The organism is Streptomyces sp. M41, assembly GCF_043673425.1.
GTDB lineage: Bacteria > Actinomycetota > Actinomycetes > Streptomycetales > Streptomycetaceae > Streptomyces.
Map to the genome: position 1 here is coordinate 265,855 of NZ_JBIMKE010000002.1, position 16,805 is coordinate 282,659.

Below are 16,805 nucleotides of genomic sequence, written 5' to 3' on the forward strand. Positions count from 1 at the left end.
GCATCGCATGAGCCGCAGCTACGGCAGCACGGCGAACCCGTCGAGCTCCACCATCGCCCGCTCGTCCCACAGCCGTACGACCTCCACGACCGCCATCGCCGGATAGTCACGCCCCGCCGACCGCCGCCAGATACCGCCGAGTTCGGCGGCCTGCGTGCGATAGGCCGCCACATCGGTGGCGTAGACGGTGACCCGCGCGAGGTCGGCCGGGGTGCCGCCGGCCGCCGCCAGCGCGCTCAGCAGATTCGTCAGCGCCCGCTCGAACTGCTCCGGCAGCGTCTCCCCCACCACCTTCCCGTCGGTGTCCAGGGCCGTCTGCCCGGCCAGGAACACGACGCGTGAGCCGGTGGCGACGACCGCGTGGGAGAACCCGGCGGGCGGGGACAGGTCGGGCGGGTTGATGCGCTCGGCGGTCACTGTGCGGCCTCCCTGGTCGCGTACAACTCCTTGGCGATGATGCCGAGTTGGACCTCGCTGGCACCCTCGTAGATACGCGGGGCGCGCACCTCCCGGTAGAGGTGTTCGAGCAGATGGCCGCGGCGCAGGGCGCGGGCGCCGTGGAGCTGGACGGCCTTGTCGACGACGTGCTGAGCGGTTTCGGTGGCGAGCAGTTTCGCCATCGCTGCGCGCCCGGGGACGTCGGGAGCGCCCTCGTCACAGGCCGTCGCCGCCGCGTACACCATGAGCCGGGCCGCCTCGGTGCGCAGGGCCATGTCCGCCACTTGGTGGGCGACCGTCTGGAGGTCCTTCAGTTTGCCGCCGAACGCGTCCCGTTCGGCCGTGTGGCCGAGCGTCGCGTCCAGGGCGGCCCGGGCCATGCCGACGGCGAAGGCGCCGACGCTGGGCCGGAAGAGGTTGAGGGTGCCCATCGCGACACGGAACCCCCGGTCGGGCTCACCGAGGACGTCGGCGGCGGTGACGGGGACGGCGTCGAAGGTGAGGGCGCCGATGGGGTGCGGGGAGAGCATGTCGAGGGCGGCTCCGGCGAGGCCGGGGCGGTCGGCGGGGACCAGGAAGGCGGTGACGCCACGGGCGCCGGCGCCGGGGGTGGTGCGGGCGAAGACGGTGTAGAAGTCGGCCTCGGGGGCGTTGGAGATCCAGCACTTCTCACCCGTGAGGCGCCAGCGGGCGGGGCCGGCCCCCGCTTCCTCCCGCTCCGCCCGCAGTTCCAGCGCCGCCGCGTCCGACCCCGCGGCCGGCTCGCTCAGCGCGAAGGCCGCCACGGCGGTGCCCTCGGCCACCCGCGGCAGCCAGCGGTCGCGCTGGGCCGGGGTGCCATGGGCGTGGACCGGGTGGGCGCCGAGGCCCTGGAGGGCGAGCGCGGTCTCCGCCTCCGTGCAGGCGTACGCGAGGGATTCCCGCATCAGGCACAGGTCGACCGCCCCTGAGGTGAACAGCCGCTCCAGCAGGCCCAGTCGGCCGAGCTCGGCGACGAGTGCGCGGTTGACGTGCCCGGGTTCGCCCTTCTCCGCCAGCGGGCGCAGTTGTTCGGCGGCCAAGGTGCGCAGCTCGGCACACCAGGCGGTCTGCGCGGGATCGAGCGAGAATGCGGGCATTGCCGAACCTCCCTGCGGGCCGTCCGGGACGGACCGCTCGACGGACCGACTCGACGCCCCTTGGCGACGGACCACTCGACGAAACCTTCCCGACGGCCCGCGCGACGGACCTCCTGCCGGCCCCTTTCCGCCGACCTCGCCCCACGGTATCGCGCCCCATTGACTGTCGTCACCAACACGATACGCTCCCTGTTGCGAGCCCACCAAGACGCCCACGAGGCAGCCCACAAGGCAAGGGGGCGAAAACCGCCATGGCCGGTCCGTACCGCTCCGCGCACGTCGACACCTTCGCCCGCGACCATCTGCCACCGCCCGACCAGTGGCCGGAGCTCCGTTTCGAACTGCCGGGGCTGCGCTACCCCGAACGGCTCAACGCCGCGGCCGAACTGCTCGCCGGCCCCGCCGACGAGCGGCCCGTGTTCCACACCCCGTCCGGCCCCCCATGGACGTACGGCAATCTGCGCGCCCGCGTGGACCGGATCGCCCATCTGCTGACCGGCGACCTCGGGGTGGTCCCGGGCAACCGGGTGCTGTTGCGGGGCCCCACGACGCCCTGGCTGGCGGCCTGCTGGCTGGCGGTGCTGAAGGTGGGGGCGGTCGCCGTCACGGTGCTGGCCCAACAGCGGTCGCACGAGCTGCGGACCATGTGCGAGATGGCCCGGGTACGGCACGCGCTGTGCGACATCAGGGCGGTTGACGACCTCGCCAAGGCCGAGATACCGGGGCTGCGGATCACGACGTACGGCGGCGACGCCCCCGACGACCTGCTGCGCCGCCCGGCCCCCGAGACGCCGTGTCCGGCCGCCGACACCGCCGCCGACGACGTCGCGCTCATCGCCTTCACCTCCGGCACCACCGGACGGCCCAAGGGCTGTATGCACTTCCACCGCGACGTGCTCGCGATAGCCGACACCTTCTCGGAACATGTGCTGCAACCACATGTGGGCGATGTCTTCGCCGGCAGCCCCCCGCTCGGCTTCACCTTCGGCCTCGGCGGACTGGTGGTCTTCCCGATGCGGGTCGGTGCCAGCGCGCTGCTCCTCGAACAGGCCGGCCCGAAGCAGTTGCTGCCCGCGATCGCCGAGCACCGGGTGTCCGTGCTGTTCACGGCGCCGACGGCGTATCGCGCGATGCTCGACGAGCTCGACTCGCACGACATCTCCTCGCTGCGCCGCTGTGTCTCGGCCGGCGAGAACCTTCCCGCCGCCACCTGGCGGGCCTGGCACGAGCGGACCGGGCTGCGCGTCATCAACGGCATCGGCGCCACCGAGCTGCTGCACATCTTCATCTCCGCGGCCGACGAGCAGATCAGGCCCGGGACGACCGGGGTGCCGGTGCCGGGGTGGCAGGCGCGCGTGGTCGACGCCACGGGCCGGGAACAGCCCGACGGGGAGCCGGGGCTGCTCGCCGTGCGCGGGCCGGTCGGCTGCCGCTATCTCGCCGATCCGCGCCAGCGCGACTATGTGCGCGACGGCTGGAACATCACCGGCGACACCTACGTCCGGGAGAGTGACGGCTACTTCCGCTATGTCGCCCGCGCGGACGACATGATCATCTCGGCCGGCTACAACATCGCCGGCCCGGAGGTCGAGGAGGCCCTGCTGCGCCATCCGGACGTGCTGGAGACGGCGGTGGTGGGGCGGCCCGACACCGCGCGTGGACAGGTGGTGGTGGCATACGTCGTGCTCAGGGAGGGTGCCCGCCGGGACACGGAGGCGCTGCGCTCGTTCGTCAAGGCCGAGATCGCCCCGTACAAGTGTCCACGCGAGATCGTGTTCCTGGACGCCCTGCCGCGCACCGCGACCGGCAAACTCCAGCGGTTCAGGCTGCGCGGCGGCGGTGACCCGCCGGGTGATCAGGACTGATCCCTACCACCTAAGATGATCAACGTGTCCGACCAGCATGCACCACGGTCTCTGATCGTCACGCTCTACGGCGCCTACGGCCGCCACATGCCCGGCCCGGTGCCGGTCGCCGAGCTGATCAGACTGCTGGCCGCGGTCGGTGTGGACGCCCCCTCCGTACGGTCGTCCGTGTCCCGGCTCAAGCGCCGCGGACTGCTGCTGCCGGCCCGCACGACGCAGGGCGCGGCCGGCTACGAACTGTCCCCCGACGCCCGGCAGTTGCTCGACGACGGCGACCGGCGCATCTACACCGGCGGGCCGGCCGAGGACAAGGGCTGGGTGCTCGCGGTCTTCTCGGTGCCGGAGTCGGAGCGGCAGAAGCGGCATGTGCTGCGCTCCCGGCTGGCCGGCCTCGGCTTCGGGACGGCGGCCCCGGGGGTGTGGATCGCGCCGGCGCGGCTCCATGAGGAGGCCCGGCACACGCTGCGGCGGCTGCACCTGGACGAGTACGTCGACTTCTTCCGCGGTGAGCATCTCGGCTTCACACCGACGGCGCAGGCGGTGGCCCGCTGGTGGGACCTGGCCGCGATCGCCAAGGAGCACGAGGCGTTCCTCGACCGGCACGCGCGCGTGCTGCACGCGTGGGAGCGCCGGGCGGACACACCGCCCGAGGAGGCGTACCGCGACTATCTCCTCGCTCTGGACTCCTGGCGCCATCTGCCGTACACCGATCCCGGCCTGCCCGCCCGGCTGCTGCCCGAGGACTGGCCCGGCGCCCGTTCGGCCGCCGTCTTCCGGGCCCTGCACTCCCGGCTGCGCGACGCGGGGGCCGTCTACGCGGGGCTGTGACGGCCGCGACCTCGGCCGGGCGGGACCGTGCCACGGTCCGGCCCGCCCGTCGGGTCGTGCTCAACTGCCGAGCGTCAGTCGGGGTTTGGGGGCATCGGTACGTCCGGTCTGCGGCCGGCGGCTGCCCGCGCGGTACGGGGCGGGCCAGCCGACGCCCGGCCCCTCGTAGCCCTGCTCGGCCGCCGCGTGCAGCGTCCAGTGCGGGTCGTACAGGTGCGGGCGGGCGAGCGCGCACAGGTCCGTGCGGCCCGCCAGGATCAGGGAGTTGACGTCGTCCCAGGAGGAGATCGCACCGACCGCGACGACCGGCAGACCGGTTTCATGCCGGATCCGGTCCGCGTACGGCGTCTGGTACGACCGCCCGTACTCCGGCTGCTCCTCGGCCACCACCTGTCCGGTCGACACGTCGACGGCGTCGGCGCCGTGCGCGGCGAAGGCGCGGGCGATCTCGACGGCGTCGTCGGCGCTCGTGCCGCCCTCGGCCCAGTCGGTGGCGGAGATACGGACGATCATGGGCCGCTCCTCCGGCCACACGGCGCGTACGGCGTCGAAGACCTCCAGCGGGAAACGCAGCCGCTTCTCCAGGGAGCCGCCGTAGGCGTCCGTGCGGTGGTTGGTCAGCGGGGAGAGGAAACCGGAGAGCAGATAGCCGTGCGCGCAGTGCAGTTCGAGGAGGTCGAAGCCGGCGCGGGCGGCCCGCCAGGCGGCGGAGGTGAACTGCTCGCGGATGTCGGTGAGCGCCGCGCGGCCGAGTTCGCGCGGGGTCTGGCTGTACGGCTTGTAGGGGATGGGGGAGGCGGCGACGAGCGGCCAGTTGCCGTCTTCCAGGGGCTCGTCGATGCCCTCCCACATCAGCTTCGTCGAGCCTTTGCGTCCACTGTGGCCGAGCTGTACGCCGATCGCGGTGCCGGGGGCCTGGGCGTGCACGAACTGCACGATCCGCTTCCAGGCGTCGGCCTGTCTGCCGGTGTAGAGGCCGGCGCAGCCGGGGGTGATCCGCCCTTCGGGGCTGACGCACACCATCTCGGTCATCACCAGACCGGCGCCGCCGAGGGCGCGGGCTCCGAGGTGGACGAGGTGGAAGTCGCCGGGGACGCCGTCCGTGGCCGAGTACATGTCCATCGGGGACACCACTACACGGTTGCGCAGGGTCAGGCCGCGCAGCCGGAAGGGGGTGAACATGGGGGGTGTGCCGGGCGGGCAGCCGAACTCGCGCTCCACGGATTCGGTGAAGCGGGCGTCGCGCAGACGCAGATTGTCGTGGGTGACGCGGCGGCTGCGGGTGAGCAGGTTGAAGGCGAACTGGCGGGGCGGCTGGTCGAGGTACCGGCCGAGGTTCTCGAACCACTCCAGGCTGGCGCGGGCGGCGCGCTGCGTGGACGCGACGACCGGCCTGCGCTCGGACTCGTACGCGCTCAGCGCGGTCTTGAGGTCGGGCTGTTCCTCCAGGGAGGCGGCGAGCGCCAGGGCGTCCTCGACGGCGAGCTTGGTGCCGGAGCCGATGGAGAAGTGGGCGGTGTGGGCGGCGTCGCCGAGCAGGACGATGTTCTCGTGCGACCAGCGTTCGTTGACGACGGTCCGGAAGGTGGTCCAGGCCGACTTGTTGGACTTGAGCGGGCGCCCGCCGAGCGCGTCGGCGAAGATCTTGGCGCAGCGCGCGGTCGACTCCTGCTCGTCGAGCTCGTCGAAGCCGGCGGCTCGCCACACGTCTTCGTGCATCTCGACGATGACGGTGGAGGCGTCGGCCGCGTAGGGGTAGCCGTGCAGCTGCATCACGCCGTGCTCGGTCTCGGCGATCTCGAAGCGGAAGGCGTCGAAGGCGAAGTCGGCGGCCAGCCAGACATAGCGGCAGTGGTGCGTGGCCACATGGGGGCGGAACATATGGGCGTAGGCCCCGCGGGTGGTGCTGTGCACACCGTCGGCGGCGATGACGAGGTCGTATGTCTCCGCCAGTTGTGCGGCGTGCGGCGCCTCGGTGCGGAAGCGGAGTTCCACGCCGAGGCTGCGGCAGCGGTTGTGCAGGATCTCCAGGAGGCGCTTCCTGCCGAGGGCGGCGAAGCCGTGTCCGCCGGAGGTCTGGCGGGAGTCCCGGTGGACGATGTCGATGTCGTCCCAGCGGGTGAAGTACGCCTGGAGGGCCTCGTAGACGATGGGATCGGCGTGTTCGATACCGCCGAGGGTCTCGTCGGAGAGGACCACTCCGAAGCCGAAGGTGTCGTCGGGGGCGTTGCGTTCCCATACGGTGATGTCGCGGGCCGGGTCGAGGCGTTTGAGCAGGGCGGCGGCGTAGAGGCCGCCCGGGCCGCCGCCGATGACCGCGACCCTCAGGGGGCGGTCCGTCTCGCGGGGCGATGACGAGTGGGTCATCTCCTACCTCCCCCGCCACTTCGGTGGCCGCTTCTCCGTGAAGGCCGCGTGGAACTCCGCGTAGTCCTCGCCGTTCATGAGGAGCGCCTGGGTCGAGGCGTCCATCTCCACGGCCGCCGCCAGCGGCATGTCGAGCTCGGCCGTCAGCAGCGCCTTCGTCTGGGCGTACGCCAGGGCCGGGCCGTCGGCGAGGCGGTGGGCGAGGGCGCCGGCCGCCTCGTCGGCACGGCCCTCCTCCGTGAGCTGGCTGATCAGTCCGATCCGCTCGGCCTCCGGAGCGCGGACCGGTTCGCCCAGCATCAGCAGACGGGTCGCGTGGCCCAGGCCGACGACCCTCGGCAGCAGATAGGCGGCACCCATGTCGCCGCCGGACAGGCCGACCCGGGTGAAGAGGAAGGCGAAGCGGGCACTGGGGTCGGCCACCCGGAAGTCGGCCGCGAGCGACAGGACGGCGCCGGCGCCCGCCGCCACCCCGTGCACGGCCGCGATCACCGGGAACGGGCATTCCCGTACGGCCCGGACGACCTGCCCGGTCATCCGGTTGAAGTCGAGGAGCTGGGCGGTGTCCATGGACAGGGTGGCGCCGATGATCTCGTCGACGTCCCCGCCGGAGCAGAAGCCGCGGCCCTCGCCGGCCAGCACCAGGGCCCGTACCGCCCGCTCGCGGGACAGCTCGGCGAGCAGATCGCGCAGGTCGGCGTAGGCGCCGAAGGTGAGCGCGTTGAGTTTCTCGGGGCGGGCGAGGGTGACGGTGGCCACCCCGTCGGCGTGCTCGACCCGCAGATGCTTCCAGTCGGAAGTGCGGGCGGCGGAGCCGGTGAAGGGACTCATGACGTGCGGCCTCCTCGGGCGGACGGCGGGCACTGGCTCATTGAGCTCTACCCCCTCGAAGCTATCACCCAACTTTGACTGTCGTCACGTATCCGCAATAAGCCACCGGGGCGCCCGATGGCACCGGGCGGCACCGGGCGGCCTCTGACCCGGCCCGGTCACATCCGTCACGGCTCGTCGACACCCGCGTAACGGCGGGATCAGCCGTGCGAGGCCGGCCGTTCAACCGGGTAAGCCGCCCAGCAGTCGGGGCCGAAGGTTCCGAACGGTGCCCGTCGGATCTCACTGCCGGGTGGCGCCGTACCATTCATCAGGTTGAAAGCAGGACAGCCTGCTCATGAACGGACCCACCTTGCACGATCGCTCCCCGGCCTCCGCCTCCTGGCGTATCGCACTGCCGCACACCGCCGCGGCCGTGCCCGTCGCGCGCGCACTGGTCCGGACGGCACTGGCCGAGCTGGAGCACACCGCCGACAGCGACACCGCGGAGCTGCTGACCGCGGAGCTGGTCGCGAACGCCGTGGAGCACACCGCGGGAGACGGCCCGATAGAGCTCGTGGTGGAGCTGCTGCCGTCCGGCTGCCAGGTCGAGGTGCACGACCCGGACCCGGCGCCGCCCGGCGATCTGACCCGGCCGACGCGGGGCGAACCCGACCCCTGGCAGGAGCACGGGCGCGGGCTGCTGCTGATCCGTGCCCTGAGTTCGTCCTGCGGCCACCGTCCGACCGACTCCGGCAAGGCGGTGTGGTTCCGGCTGCCGGTCGTACCGCCGCAGCGTCGTCCGATGTGAGGCCCGGCTCAGGCCAGCGTCGCCACCAGCACGGCCTTGATCGTGTGCATCCGGTTCTCCGCCTCGTCGAAGACCACCGAGTGCGCCGACTCGAAGACCTCGTCCGTGACCTCCAGCGACTCCAGCCCGTGACGTTCGAAGATCTCCCGCCCGACCTTCGTACCGAGGTCGTGGAAGGCCGGCAGACAGTGCAGGAACTTGACGTCCGGGTTCCCGGTCGCGCGCAGCACGTCCATGGTCACCGCGTACGGGCCCAGCGCCGCGATTCGCTCGTCCCAGACCTCCTTGGGCTCACCCATCGAGACCCAGACGTCAGTGGCGACGAAGTCGGCACCGGCGACGCCCTCCTCGACCGCCTCAGTGAGGGTGATGCGCGCCCCGCTGGTCGCCGCGAGCTCCCGGGCCCGGTCGACGATCTCCTGCGCCGGCCAGTAGGTCTTCGGGGCGACGAGGCGCACGTCCATGCCGAGCAGGGCACCGGTGATCAGGTAGGAGTTGCCCATGTTGAAGCGAGCGTCACCCAGGTAGGCGAAAGCGATCTCGTTGAGCGGTTTGGCGCTGTGCTCGGTCATGGTGAGGACGTCGGCCAGCATCTGGGTGGGGTGCCAGTCGTCGGTCAGGCCGTTGAAGACGGGCACGCCCCCGTAGCGTGCCAGCTCCTCGACGTTGTGCTGGCTGTCTCCGCGGTACTCGATCCCGTCGTACATCCGACCCAGCACGCGCGCGGTGTCCTTCACGGACTCCTTGTGGCCGATCTGTGAGCCGGACGGGTCCAGATACGTCGTCGAGGCACCCTGGTCGGCCGCCGCGACCTCGAACGCGCAGCGCGTGCGCGTCGAGGTCTTCTCGAAGATCAGCGCGATGTTGCGGCCCCGCAGGTACTGCGTCTCGGTCCCGGCCCGCTTGGCCGCCTTCAGCTCGGCGGCCAGCTCGATCAGCCCGCGGAACTCCTGCTCGGTGAAGTCGAGCTCCTTGAGGAAGTGGCGGCCGGCGAGGGAGGTCGGGACAGTCGCCATGAGGGGCGCTCCAGGTATGCGGGAACAACAGGACTCTGGAAGTCTATACGAGCTCCAGAATTTCTATACGACACCCGTACCCTTGTACGGTCACCCGTTCCCTTCCCGGTACGGCCGCCGGCCCCACCCCTCATTCGGCCACCCGCCGCACCCCCTCGCACGCCACCCGCCCCGAGGGCCTCCCGCGTTACACCGCCTCCCGCTCGACCGGGCAGCTCATGCACCGCGGCCCGCCCCTCCCCCGGCCCAGCTCGCTCCCGGGGATCTCGATGACCTCGATGCCCTGCTTGCGCAGATGCGTGTTGGTGGTGGCGTTCCGCTCGTAGGCGACCACGACGCCCGGCTCGACGGCCAGCACGTTGCAGCCGTCGTCCCACTGCTCACGCTCGGCCGCGTGGACGTCCTGGGTCGCGGTCAGCACACGGATCTCGCTCAGGCCGAGGGCGGCGGCGATCGCGCGGTGCATGTGCTCCGGCGGATGGTCGGTGACCTTCAACTCCTTGTCGCCGCCGCCCGGTTCGATGGTGTACGAGCGGAGCATGCCGAGCCCTGCGTACTGGGTGAAGACATCGCCGTCGACCATCGTCATCACGGTGTCGAGATGCATCAGGGCGCGACTCTTGGGCATGTCGAGGGCCACGATGGTCTGGGCCGACCCGGCGGCGAACAGCTTGTGGGCGAGCATCTCGACGGCCTGCGGGGTGGTGCGCTCGCTCATGCCGATGAGGACCGCGCCGTTGCCGATGACCAGGACGTCGCCGCCCTCGATGGTGGAGGGGTAGTCGGCCTGCCCCTCGGACCAGAAGTTGAACGTTTCGTCACGGAACAGCGGATGGTGCCGGTAGATCGCCTCGAAGTGCACGGTCTCGCGATGGCGGGCGGGCCAGCGCATGGCGTTGACGGAGACGCCGTCGTAGATCCAGGCGGAGGTGTCGCGGGTGAAGAGGTGATTGGGCAGGGGGGCGAGAAGGAAGTCGTCGAGCTCCATGACATGGAAGCGCACGGAGATCGGCTCGGCGTGCGCCTGAAGGAACTCCCGCTTGGTCATGCCGCCGACCAGGGCCTCGGCCAGCTCGTCGGCGGGCAGGCCCTCGAACGCGGCACGGAGGTGGTCGGTGGCGAGGACCCCGTACTCCTTCTCGTCGAAAACCCGGTCCAGGACCAGCCTCCTGGCTTCCGGGATCGCCAGGGCCTCGGTGAGCAGGTCGCCGAAGAGGTGGACGGCGACCCCGCGGTCGCGCAGCACATCGGCGAATCCGTCATGCTCGGCGCGCGCCCGGCGCACCCACAGCACATCGTCGAAGAGCAGCGCGTCCTTGTTGCTGGGGGTGAGCCTTTTGAGCTCGAGATCCGGCCGGTGCAGGATGACGCGGCGCAGCCGCCCGGCCTCGGAGTCGACATGGAGTGCCATGCCTCCATCCTGACCACCGGGGGGCGCGTTCACCCCCTCCTTGCCCTTATCTTCTTCGCCCCCGTCTTCTTTTCGTCCCCTTGACGACAAGCAGGTATGTCCATTATCGTCGCCATGACGAAAAAGAGGAGGGGCAGGCTCCATGGCCGACATCACCCGGCGCCTGGGCTGGCGCCATCTGCGCGGCGCGCCCACGGCACACATCCGCCACCACCGCGGCGGCAAGCTGCTGCACGACGGCCCCGGGCTCAGCTTCTGGTTCCGGGCACTGACCGCCGCGCTCTCCGAAGTCCCGGTGGACGACCGCGAGTTGGCGATGACCTTCCACGCCCGTACGTCCGACTTCCAGGACGTGGCCGTGCAGGCGACGGTCACCTACCGGATCAGCGATCCGGCGACGGCCGCGTCCCGGCTGGACTTCTCCATCGACCCCGACACGGGCACCTGGCGGGGCACCCCGCTGGAGCAGCTGGGCACGCTCCTGACGGAGAGCGCACAGCAGCACGCGCTGGACGTCCTCGCCCGCACACCGCTGTCCTCGGCCCTGGTCGACGGCGTGAGCGCGGTACGGGAGCGGATCGCGACGGGCCTGGCCGCCGAGCCCCGCCTCCCGGCGACCGGCATCGAGGTCGTCGCCGTGCGCGTCGTCGCGCTGCGCCCGGAGCCCGAGGTGGAGCGGGCGCTGCGCACCCCGGCCCGCGAGCAGATCCAGCAGGAGGCGGACCGGGCGACGTACGAACGGCGTGCGGTGGCCGTCGAGCGGGAGCGCACGATCGCCGAGAACGAACTGGCCAGCCAGATCGAACTCGCCCGCCGCGAGGAGCAGTTGGTGGACCAGCGGGGCACCAACGCCCGCCGGGAGGCCGAGGAGCACGCGGCCGCGGACGCGGTCAGGGCCGAGGCCGAGGCAGCCCGGACGGTACGGCTGGCGGAGGCCGAGGCCACCCGGTCCGTACGGCTGGCCCGGGCGGAGGCCGAGGGCGCGCGCGAGGTCGGTGAGGCACGGGCGCAGGCTCAGGCGGCCTGGCTGCGGGTGCACGCGGAGGTGGACGTGGCCACCCTGCACGCGCTCACCGGGACCCGGCTGGCGGAGAACCTGCCGCGGATCGACAGCGTGACCGTGTCCCCGGACGTGCTCACGGGGCTGCTCGCCAGGCTCGGCGCCCAGGAGCGGGCGTGAGCCTCGCCCCGCGGGTCGTCCTGGTCCATCGCACCACGGAGTACGAGGAGTTGGTGGCCCGGCACGGCACCCACGGCCAGGCCGCCTTCTTCCTCTCCTCCCGGGGCCGGGACATCGAGGAGATCGCCGAGCGCCACCGCCGGACACGGCAGGCCCTGACGGAGGTGGCCTCGGCCGTCCCGCTGACCTGGCGTCAGGCGCGGGTGGAGCGGGCCGATCTGGACCGTTTCCTGTTCGCGCCGGAGGACGTGGTGGTCGTGGTCGGTCAGGACGGCCTGGTCGCGAACGTCGCCAAGTACCTGGCCGGACAGCCGGTGGTGGGCATCGACACCGACCCCGGCCGCAATCCGGGCGTCCTGGTGCGCCATCGCCCCGCGGATGCCGGCGCGCTGCTGGCCGCCGCGCAGTCTGCGAGGGCCACCTGCGACGAACTCGCCATGGTCGAGGCCGTCACCGACGACGCCCAACGCCTCGTGGCACTGAACGAGATCTACCTGGGCGCCGCCGGACATCAGACGGCCCGCTACCGCCTGGGCCTGGAGGACGACGGGGGTGTCGTCGAGGCCCAGGCTTCGTCCGGGGTGATCATCGGCACCGGGACGGGGGCGACCGGATGGATCCGGTCGGTGTGGCAGGAGCGGGGAGGGCGGCTGAGACTGCCCTCCCCCACGGAGGAACGGCTGGTGTGGTTCGTCCGCGAGGCATGGCCGTCCCCGGCCACCGGGACCTCCCTGGTGGCCGGGGAACTCGCCGCCGCGGCCCGGCTGCGGGTCACCGTCGAGTCCGAGCGGCTGGTCGCCTTCGGGGACGGCATGGAGACGGACGCGGTCGAGCTGACCTGGGGGCAGACGGTCCGGGTCGGGGTGTGCCGGGACCGGCTGCGCCTCGTCGGCTGAGCGTCACAGCCTTGGGTCGACCGGCTCCGACTCCAGCGCCAGCACCCCGAACACCGCCTCGTGCACCCGCCACAGCGGCTCACCCTCGGCAAGGCGGTCCAACGCCTCCAGGCCGAGCGCGTACTCGCGGATGGCGAGGGAGCGCTTGTGGTTGAGGAACCGCTTGCGCAGCCGTTCCAGGTTGTCCGAGCGCGTGTACTCCGGGCCGTAGATGATCCGCAGGTACTCGCGGCCCCGGCACTTGATGCCGGGCTGCACCAGACGCCCCTCACCGCTGCGCACCACCGCGCCGAGCGGCTTGACGACCATGCCCTCGCCGCCGCGGCCCGTCATCTCCAGCCACCAGTCGACGCCGGCCCGGACCGACTCCGGGTCACCGGTGTCGACGTACAGCCGCCGGGTCGTCTGGAGCAGGCCCGTGCTGTCGTGTTCCACCAGCCGGTCCAGTAGCGCGAGCTGCTCGTCGTGCGGCAGGGCGGCGAGGCTGCGGCCCTGCACGGCCAGGAGCTGGAAGGGGGCGAGGCGTACGCCGTCCAGGCCGTCCGTCGGCCAGCAGTAGCGGCGGTAGGCATCGGTGAACGCGCTGGCGTCCACGGCCCGTTCGCGCTGACGTGCCAGCAGGTCCGCCACGTCGACGCCGCGCGCCGCCGCGCCCTCCAGCGCGGCGAGCGCGCCCGGGAACACCGCGCCGGAGGCGGCGCCGACGGCCGCGTACTGCGAGCGCAGCAGGCCCGCCGCCTTCAGCGACCACGGCATCAGCTCGGCGTCGAGCAGCAGCCAGTCGGTCTCCAGCGTGTCCCAGAGACCGGCCTCGCCGATCGCCGTCCGCAGCCGGTCCAGGATGGACTCCGTCACCGACTCGTCGTCGAAGAACGGCCGGCCGGTACGGGTGTAGAGGGACCCCGTCGGGCCTTCTCCGCTCGTCGCATCTCCGACGCCGAAGCGCCCCCGCGCAACCTCCGCTTCCCGGCACACCAGGGCGACCGCGCGCGAACCCATGTGCTTCTCCTCGCACACGACCCGCTCGACGCCGTCCTGCGCGTACTGCGCGAACGCCTCCTCGGGGTGTTCGAGGTAGCCCTCGACACGGCTGGTCGCCGTCGGCGCCATCGTCGGCGGCAAGTACGGCAGCAGACGCGGGTCGACGGCGAAGCGGCTCATGACCTCCAGGGCCGCCGCCGCGTTCTCCTCACGGATCGAGACACGGCCCTGGTGCCGGGTCTCGACGACCCTGCGTCCGTGGACGTCCGCCAGGTCCAGCGGCCGGCCGTCCTGTCCACCGGGTGCCTCGGTGCGCAGCGGCTTGGCCGGCTCGTACCAGACCTGCTCGGCCGGTACGTCGACCAGTTCGCGCTCCGGCCAGCGCAGCGCGGTCAGCTTGCCGCCGAAGACGGCGCCGGTGTCCAGACAGATGGTGTTGTTCAGCCAGGTGGCCTCCGGCACCGGGGTGTGGCCGTACACCACGGCCGCCCGGCCCCGGTAGTCCTCCGCCCACGGGTAGCGCACCGGCAGCCCGAACTCGTCGGTCTCGCCGGTGGTGTCGCCGTACAGCGCGTGCGAGCGGACCCGCCCGGAGGTACGGCCGTGGTACTTCTCCGGCAGGCCGGCGTGGCAGACGACCAGCTTGCCGCCGTCGAGGACGTAGTGGCTGACGAGTCCGTCGATGAACTCCCGTACCTCGGCGCGGAATTCCTCGCTCTCGCCCTCCATCTGCTCGATGGTCTCGGCGAGTCCGTGCGTGTGCTGGACCTTTCGGCCCTTGAGGTAGCGGCCGTACTTGTTCTCGTGGTTGCCCGGCACACACAGCGCGTTGCCCGACTTCACCATCGACATGACGCGGCGCAGCACGCCCGGGCTGTCGGGGCCGCGGTCGACGAGGTCGCCGACGAAGACGGCGGTACGGCCGTCCGGGTGCACGCCGTCGGCGTAGCCCAGCTTGCCCAGCAGCGACTCCAGTTCGGCCGCGCAGCCGTGGATGTCGCCGATGATGTCGAAGGGGCCGGTGAGGTGGGTCAGGTCGTTGAAGCGCTTCTCGGTGACGACGGTGGCGTTCTCGACGTCCTCGACGCCGCGCAGGACATGCACCTTGCGGAAGCCCTCGCGCTCCAGGTGCCTGAGGGACCGGCGCAGTTCGCGGGTGTGGCGCTGGATGACGCGGCGCGGCATGTCGGCCCGGTCGCTGCGGGCGGCGTTGCGCTCGGCGCACACGTCCTCCGGCACGTCCAGCACGATGGCGATCGGCAGCACGTCGTACTTCTTGGCCAGGTCGATCAGCTGCCGTCGGGCGTCCTGCTGGACGCTGGTGGCGTCGACGACCGTGCGGCGGCCGGCGGCCAGGCGCTTGCCCGCTATGTAGTGCAGGACGTCGAAGGCGTCCCGGGTCGCGCTCTGGTCGTTCTCGTCGTCGGAGACCAGGCCGCGGCAGAAGTCGGAGGAGATGACCTCGGTGGGCTTGAAGTGCCGGCGGGCGAAGGTCGACTTGCCGGAGCCGGAGGCGCCGACGAGGACGACGAGGGAGAGGTCGGTGACGGGCAGCACACGACCCTTCGGTGCTGCGTGGTTCTCGGTCATGCGGCCTTCGCCTCCTTCTCGTCGTTCACGTCGGTGCGCATGCTGAAGACGGCCATCTGCGTGGGCGGCCCCACTTCGGGGTCGTCCGGCCCCACGGGTACGAACTCCACGCCGTACCCGTGCCGTTCGGCGACCGCGTCCGCCCAGGCCCGGAACTCCTCGCGCGTCCACTCGAAGCGGTGGTCGCCGTGCCGGACATGGCCCGCCGGGAGGCTCTCCCAGCGGACGTTGTACTCGACGTTCGGGGTGGTGACGAGGACGGTCCGCGGGCGGGCCGAGCCGAACACCGCGTACTCCAGGGCAGGCAGCCGCGGCAGGTCGACGTGCTCGACGACCTCGCTGAGCACGGCCGCGTCGTAGCCCTTCAGGCGGCCGTCGGTGTAGGCGAGGGACCCCTGGAACAGCTTGACGCGCGAGGCCTGCCGCTCCCCCATCCGGTCCAGCTTCAGCCGCCTTCCGGCGATGGTGAGCGCCCGCATCGACACGTCCACACCGACGATCTCCGTGTACGCCGGGTCCTTGAGCAGCGCCTGGACCAACTGCCCCTGCCCGCACCCGAGATCGAGCACGCGCGCCGCACCGGACGCCTTGAGCGCGGCCAGGATCGCGTCCCGGCGCTGCACGGCGAGCGGCGTCGGCTTCTCCTCGGTCTCGCCCTCCGCCCCGACCGCGTTGTCGATGTCCTCGACCTCGCTGTCGTCGGCCTCCGCGAGCCGGACCAGCTCCAGCCGCTCCATCGCCTCGCGGGTCAGCGACCAGCGGCGCGACAGATACCGGCTGGTGATCAGCTTCTGCTCCGGGTGGTCCGGCAGCCAGCCCTCACCGGCCCGCAGCAGCTTGTCGACCTCGTCGGAGGAGACCCAGTAGTGCTTGGCGTCGTCGAGGACGGGGAGCAGGACGTAGAGGTGGCGCAGCGCCTCGGCGAGGGTCAGCGCGTCGGACTCCAGCACGAGGCGGACGTAGCGCGAGTCGCCCCACTGCGGGAACTCGGTGTCCAGCGGCACCGGCTCGGCGGTCACCGTCCAGCCGAGCGGCTTGAACAGCCGGCGTACGAGTTCGGGGCCGCCCCGGGCCGGCAGGGCGGGCACCTCGATGCGCAGGGGCAGCGGCTCGGCGGCTCGCTCGGGTCGCGCGTTGCACACGCCTCGCATCGCGCTGGAGAAGACGCCGCTGAGCGCGACCGCGAGCAGCGAGGAGGCGGCGTACGGGCGGTCGTTGACGTACTGGGCGAGTGCCGCGTCCGGGGCTCCGCCGCGGCCCTTGCCCTTGCCGCGCCTGACCAGGGCCACCGCATCGACCTCCAGCAGCAGCGCGGCCGTGCAGCGCTCGGCGTCCGCCTCGGGGTAGAGGACGTGCGCCGTGCCGTAGGAGGTGGAGAACGCCTGGGATTTCTCCGGATGCTTGTGCAGCAGAAAGCCGAGGTCGGTGGCGGGGCGTTCTCGGGTGCCGGTGGTGGTGATGGTCAGGAACACGGTGGCTGGCCTTGGAGTAGTG

At 71.9% G+C, this 16,805-nt stretch carries 13 protein-coding genes; 5 read left to right on the forward strand and 8 right to left on the reverse strand.

Going from position 1 to position 16,805, the window contains the following annotated elements; all coding sequences use genetic code 11:
- Positions 1–18 precede the first annotated feature (18 nt).
- Together ACHBTE_RS03485 and ACHBTE_RS03490 are read right to left on the reverse strand one after the other, a co-directional pair.
- The gene (locus ACHBTE_RS03485; protein ID WP_394721808.1) at positions 19–417 is read right to left on the reverse strand and encodes a RidA family protein; all 399 of its coding nucleotides are present in this window, start codon (positions 415–417) and stop codon (positions 19–21) included.
- The gene (locus tag ACHBTE_RS03490; RefSeq protein ID WP_394721809.1) at positions 414–1,556 is read right to left on the reverse strand and encodes an acyl-CoA dehydrogenase family protein; all 1,143 of its coding nucleotides are present in this window, start codon (positions 1,554–1,556) and stop codon (positions 414–416) included. Before ACHBTE_RS03490 ends, ACHBTE_RS03485 begins: the two co-directional genes overlap by 4 nt.
- A 251-nt stretch (positions 1,557–1,807) precedes the next feature.
- On the opposite strand from ACHBTE_RS03490, the gene ACHBTE_RS03495 reads away from it, so the two are divergent.
- Both ACHBTE_RS03495 and ACHBTE_RS03500 read left to right on the forward strand, forming a co-directional pair.
- Positions 1,808–3,421, forward strand: a complete 1,614-nt coding sequence (locus ACHBTE_RS03495) for an AMP-binding protein (protein ID WP_394721810.1) — start codon at positions 1,808–1,810, stop codon at positions 3,419–3,421.
- 15 nt (positions 3,422–3,436) lie between these two features.
- On the forward strand, positions 3,437–4,249 hold the full coding sequence (locus tag ACHBTE_RS03500) for a PaaX family transcriptional regulator C-terminal domain-containing protein (protein ID WP_394721811.1): 813 nt from the start codon (positions 3,437–3,439) through the stop codon (positions 4,247–4,249).
- A gap of 60 nt (positions 4,250–4,309) precedes the next feature.
- Here the strand turns inward: ACHBTE_RS03500 and ACHBTE_RS03505 are convergent, their stop codons facing one another.
- Together ACHBTE_RS03505 and ACHBTE_RS03510 are read right to left on the reverse strand one after the other, a co-directional pair.
- Entirely contained in the window at positions 4,310–6,616 is a 2,307-nt protein-coding gene (locus ACHBTE_RS03505) for a bifunctional salicylyl-CoA 5-hydroxylase/oxidoreductase (RefSeq protein WP_394721812.1), read from the reverse strand.
- 3 nt (positions 6,617–6,619) lie between these two features.
- Complete coding sequence (locus ACHBTE_RS03510) at positions 6,620–7,447, reverse strand: enoyl-CoA hydratase family protein (RefSeq protein WP_394721813.1); 828 nt, start codon at positions 7,445–7,447, stop codon at positions 6,620–6,622.
- 337 nt (positions 7,448–7,784) lie between these two features.
- Between ACHBTE_RS03510 and ACHBTE_RS03515 the strand changes: the two genes are divergently transcribed.
- Positions 7,785–8,237 carry an ATP-binding protein gene (locus ACHBTE_RS03515; RefSeq protein WP_394721814.1) on the forward strand — a complete coding sequence of 151 codons (453 nt, stop codon included), beginning with the start codon at positions 7,785–7,787 and terminating at the stop codon, positions 8,235–8,237.
- Positions 8,238–8,245: 8 nt separating this feature from the next.
- On the opposite strand, the gene argF is transcribed toward ACHBTE_RS03515, so the two are convergent.
- Both argF and ACHBTE_RS03525 read right to left on the reverse strand, forming a co-directional pair.
- A complete protein-coding gene (gene argF / locus ACHBTE_RS03520) occupies positions 8,246–9,253 on the reverse strand; it encodes an ornithine carbamoyltransferase (RefSeq protein ID WP_394721815.1) in 1,008 nt (335 codons plus the stop codon).
- 187 nt (positions 9,254–9,440) lie between these two features.
- Positions 9,441–10,664: an arginine deiminase gene (locus ACHBTE_RS03525; protein ID WP_394721816.1), complete on the reverse strand. Its 1,224-nt coding sequence runs from the start codon at positions 10,662–10,664 to the stop codon at positions 9,441–9,443.
- A gap of 142 nt (positions 10,665–10,806) precedes the next feature.
- On the opposite strand from ACHBTE_RS03525, the gene ACHBTE_RS03530 reads away from it, so the two are divergent.
- Together ACHBTE_RS03530 and ACHBTE_RS03535 are read left to right on the forward strand one after the other, a co-directional pair.
- Positions 10,807–11,844, forward strand: a complete 1,038-nt coding sequence (locus ACHBTE_RS03530; RefSeq protein ID WP_394721817.1) for an SPFH domain-containing protein — start codon at positions 10,807–10,809, stop codon at positions 11,842–11,844.
- Positions 11,841–12,740, forward strand: a complete 900-nt coding sequence (locus ACHBTE_RS03535) for a hypothetical protein (protein WP_394721818.1) — start codon at positions 11,841–11,843, stop codon at positions 12,738–12,740. Before ACHBTE_RS03530 ends, ACHBTE_RS03535 begins: the two co-directional genes overlap by 4 nt.
- Before the next feature lie 3 nt (positions 12,741–12,743).
- On the opposite strand, the gene ACHBTE_RS03540 is transcribed toward ACHBTE_RS03535, so the two are convergent.
- Together ACHBTE_RS03540 and ACHBTE_RS03545 are read right to left on the reverse strand one after the other, a co-directional pair.
- Positions 12,744–15,311, reverse strand: a complete 2,568-nt coding sequence (locus ACHBTE_RS03540; RefSeq protein ID WP_394721819.1) for a polynucleotide kinase-phosphatase — start codon at positions 15,309–15,311, stop codon at positions 12,744–12,746.
- Positions 15,308–16,783, reverse strand: coding sequence for a 3' terminal RNA ribose 2'-O-methyltransferase Hen1 (locus ACHBTE_RS03545; protein ID WP_394721820.1), 1,476 nt, complete (start codon positions 16,781–16,783; stop codon positions 15,308–15,310). The genes ACHBTE_RS03540 and ACHBTE_RS03545 overlap by 4 nt, the downstream gene beginning before the upstream one ends.
- Positions 16,784–16,805 lie beyond the last annotated feature (22 nt).

Bases quoted from the DNA above. Each gene is read 5' to 3' on its own strand.
- ACHBTE_RS03530 (WP_394721817.1), top strand. From the start codon at position 10,807: ATGGCCGACATCACCCGGCGCCTGGGCTGGCGCCATCTGCGCGGCGCG.
- ACHBTE_RS03515 (WP_394721814.1), top strand. From the start codon at position 7,785: ATGAACGGACCCACCTTGCACGATCGCTCCCCGGCCTCCGCCTCCTGG.
- ACHBTE_RS03500 (WP_394721811.1), top strand. From the start codon at position 3,437: ATGATCAACGTGTCCGACCAGCATGCACCACGGTCTCTGATCGTCACG.
- ACHBTE_RS03490 (WP_394721809.1), bottom strand. From the start codon at position 1,556: ATGCCCGCATTCTCGCTCGATCCCGCGCAGACCGCCTGGTGTGCCGAG.
- ACHBTE_RS03505 (WP_394721812.1), bottom strand. From the start codon at position 6,616: ATGACCCACTCGTCATCGCCCCGCGAGACGGACCGCCCCCTGAGGGTC.
- ACHBTE_RS03510 (WP_394721813.1), bottom strand. From the start codon at position 7,447: ATGAGTCCCTTCACCGGCTCCGCCGCCCGCACTTCCGACTGGAAGCAT.
- argF (WP_394721815.1), bottom strand. From the start codon at position 9,253: ATGGCGACTGTCCCGACCTCCCTCGCCGGCCGCCACTTCCTCAAGGAG.
- ACHBTE_RS03495 (WP_394721810.1), top strand. From the start codon at position 1,808: ATGGCCGGTCCGTACCGCTCCGCGCACGTCGACACCTTCGCCCGCGAC.
- ACHBTE_RS03525 (WP_394721816.1), bottom strand. From the start codon at position 10,664: ATGGCACTCCATGTCGACTCCGAGGCCGGGCGGCTGCGCCGCGTCATC.
- ACHBTE_RS03540 (WP_394721819.1), bottom strand. From the start codon at position 15,311: ATGACCGAGAACCACGCAGCACCGAAGGGTCGTGTGCTGCCCGTCACC.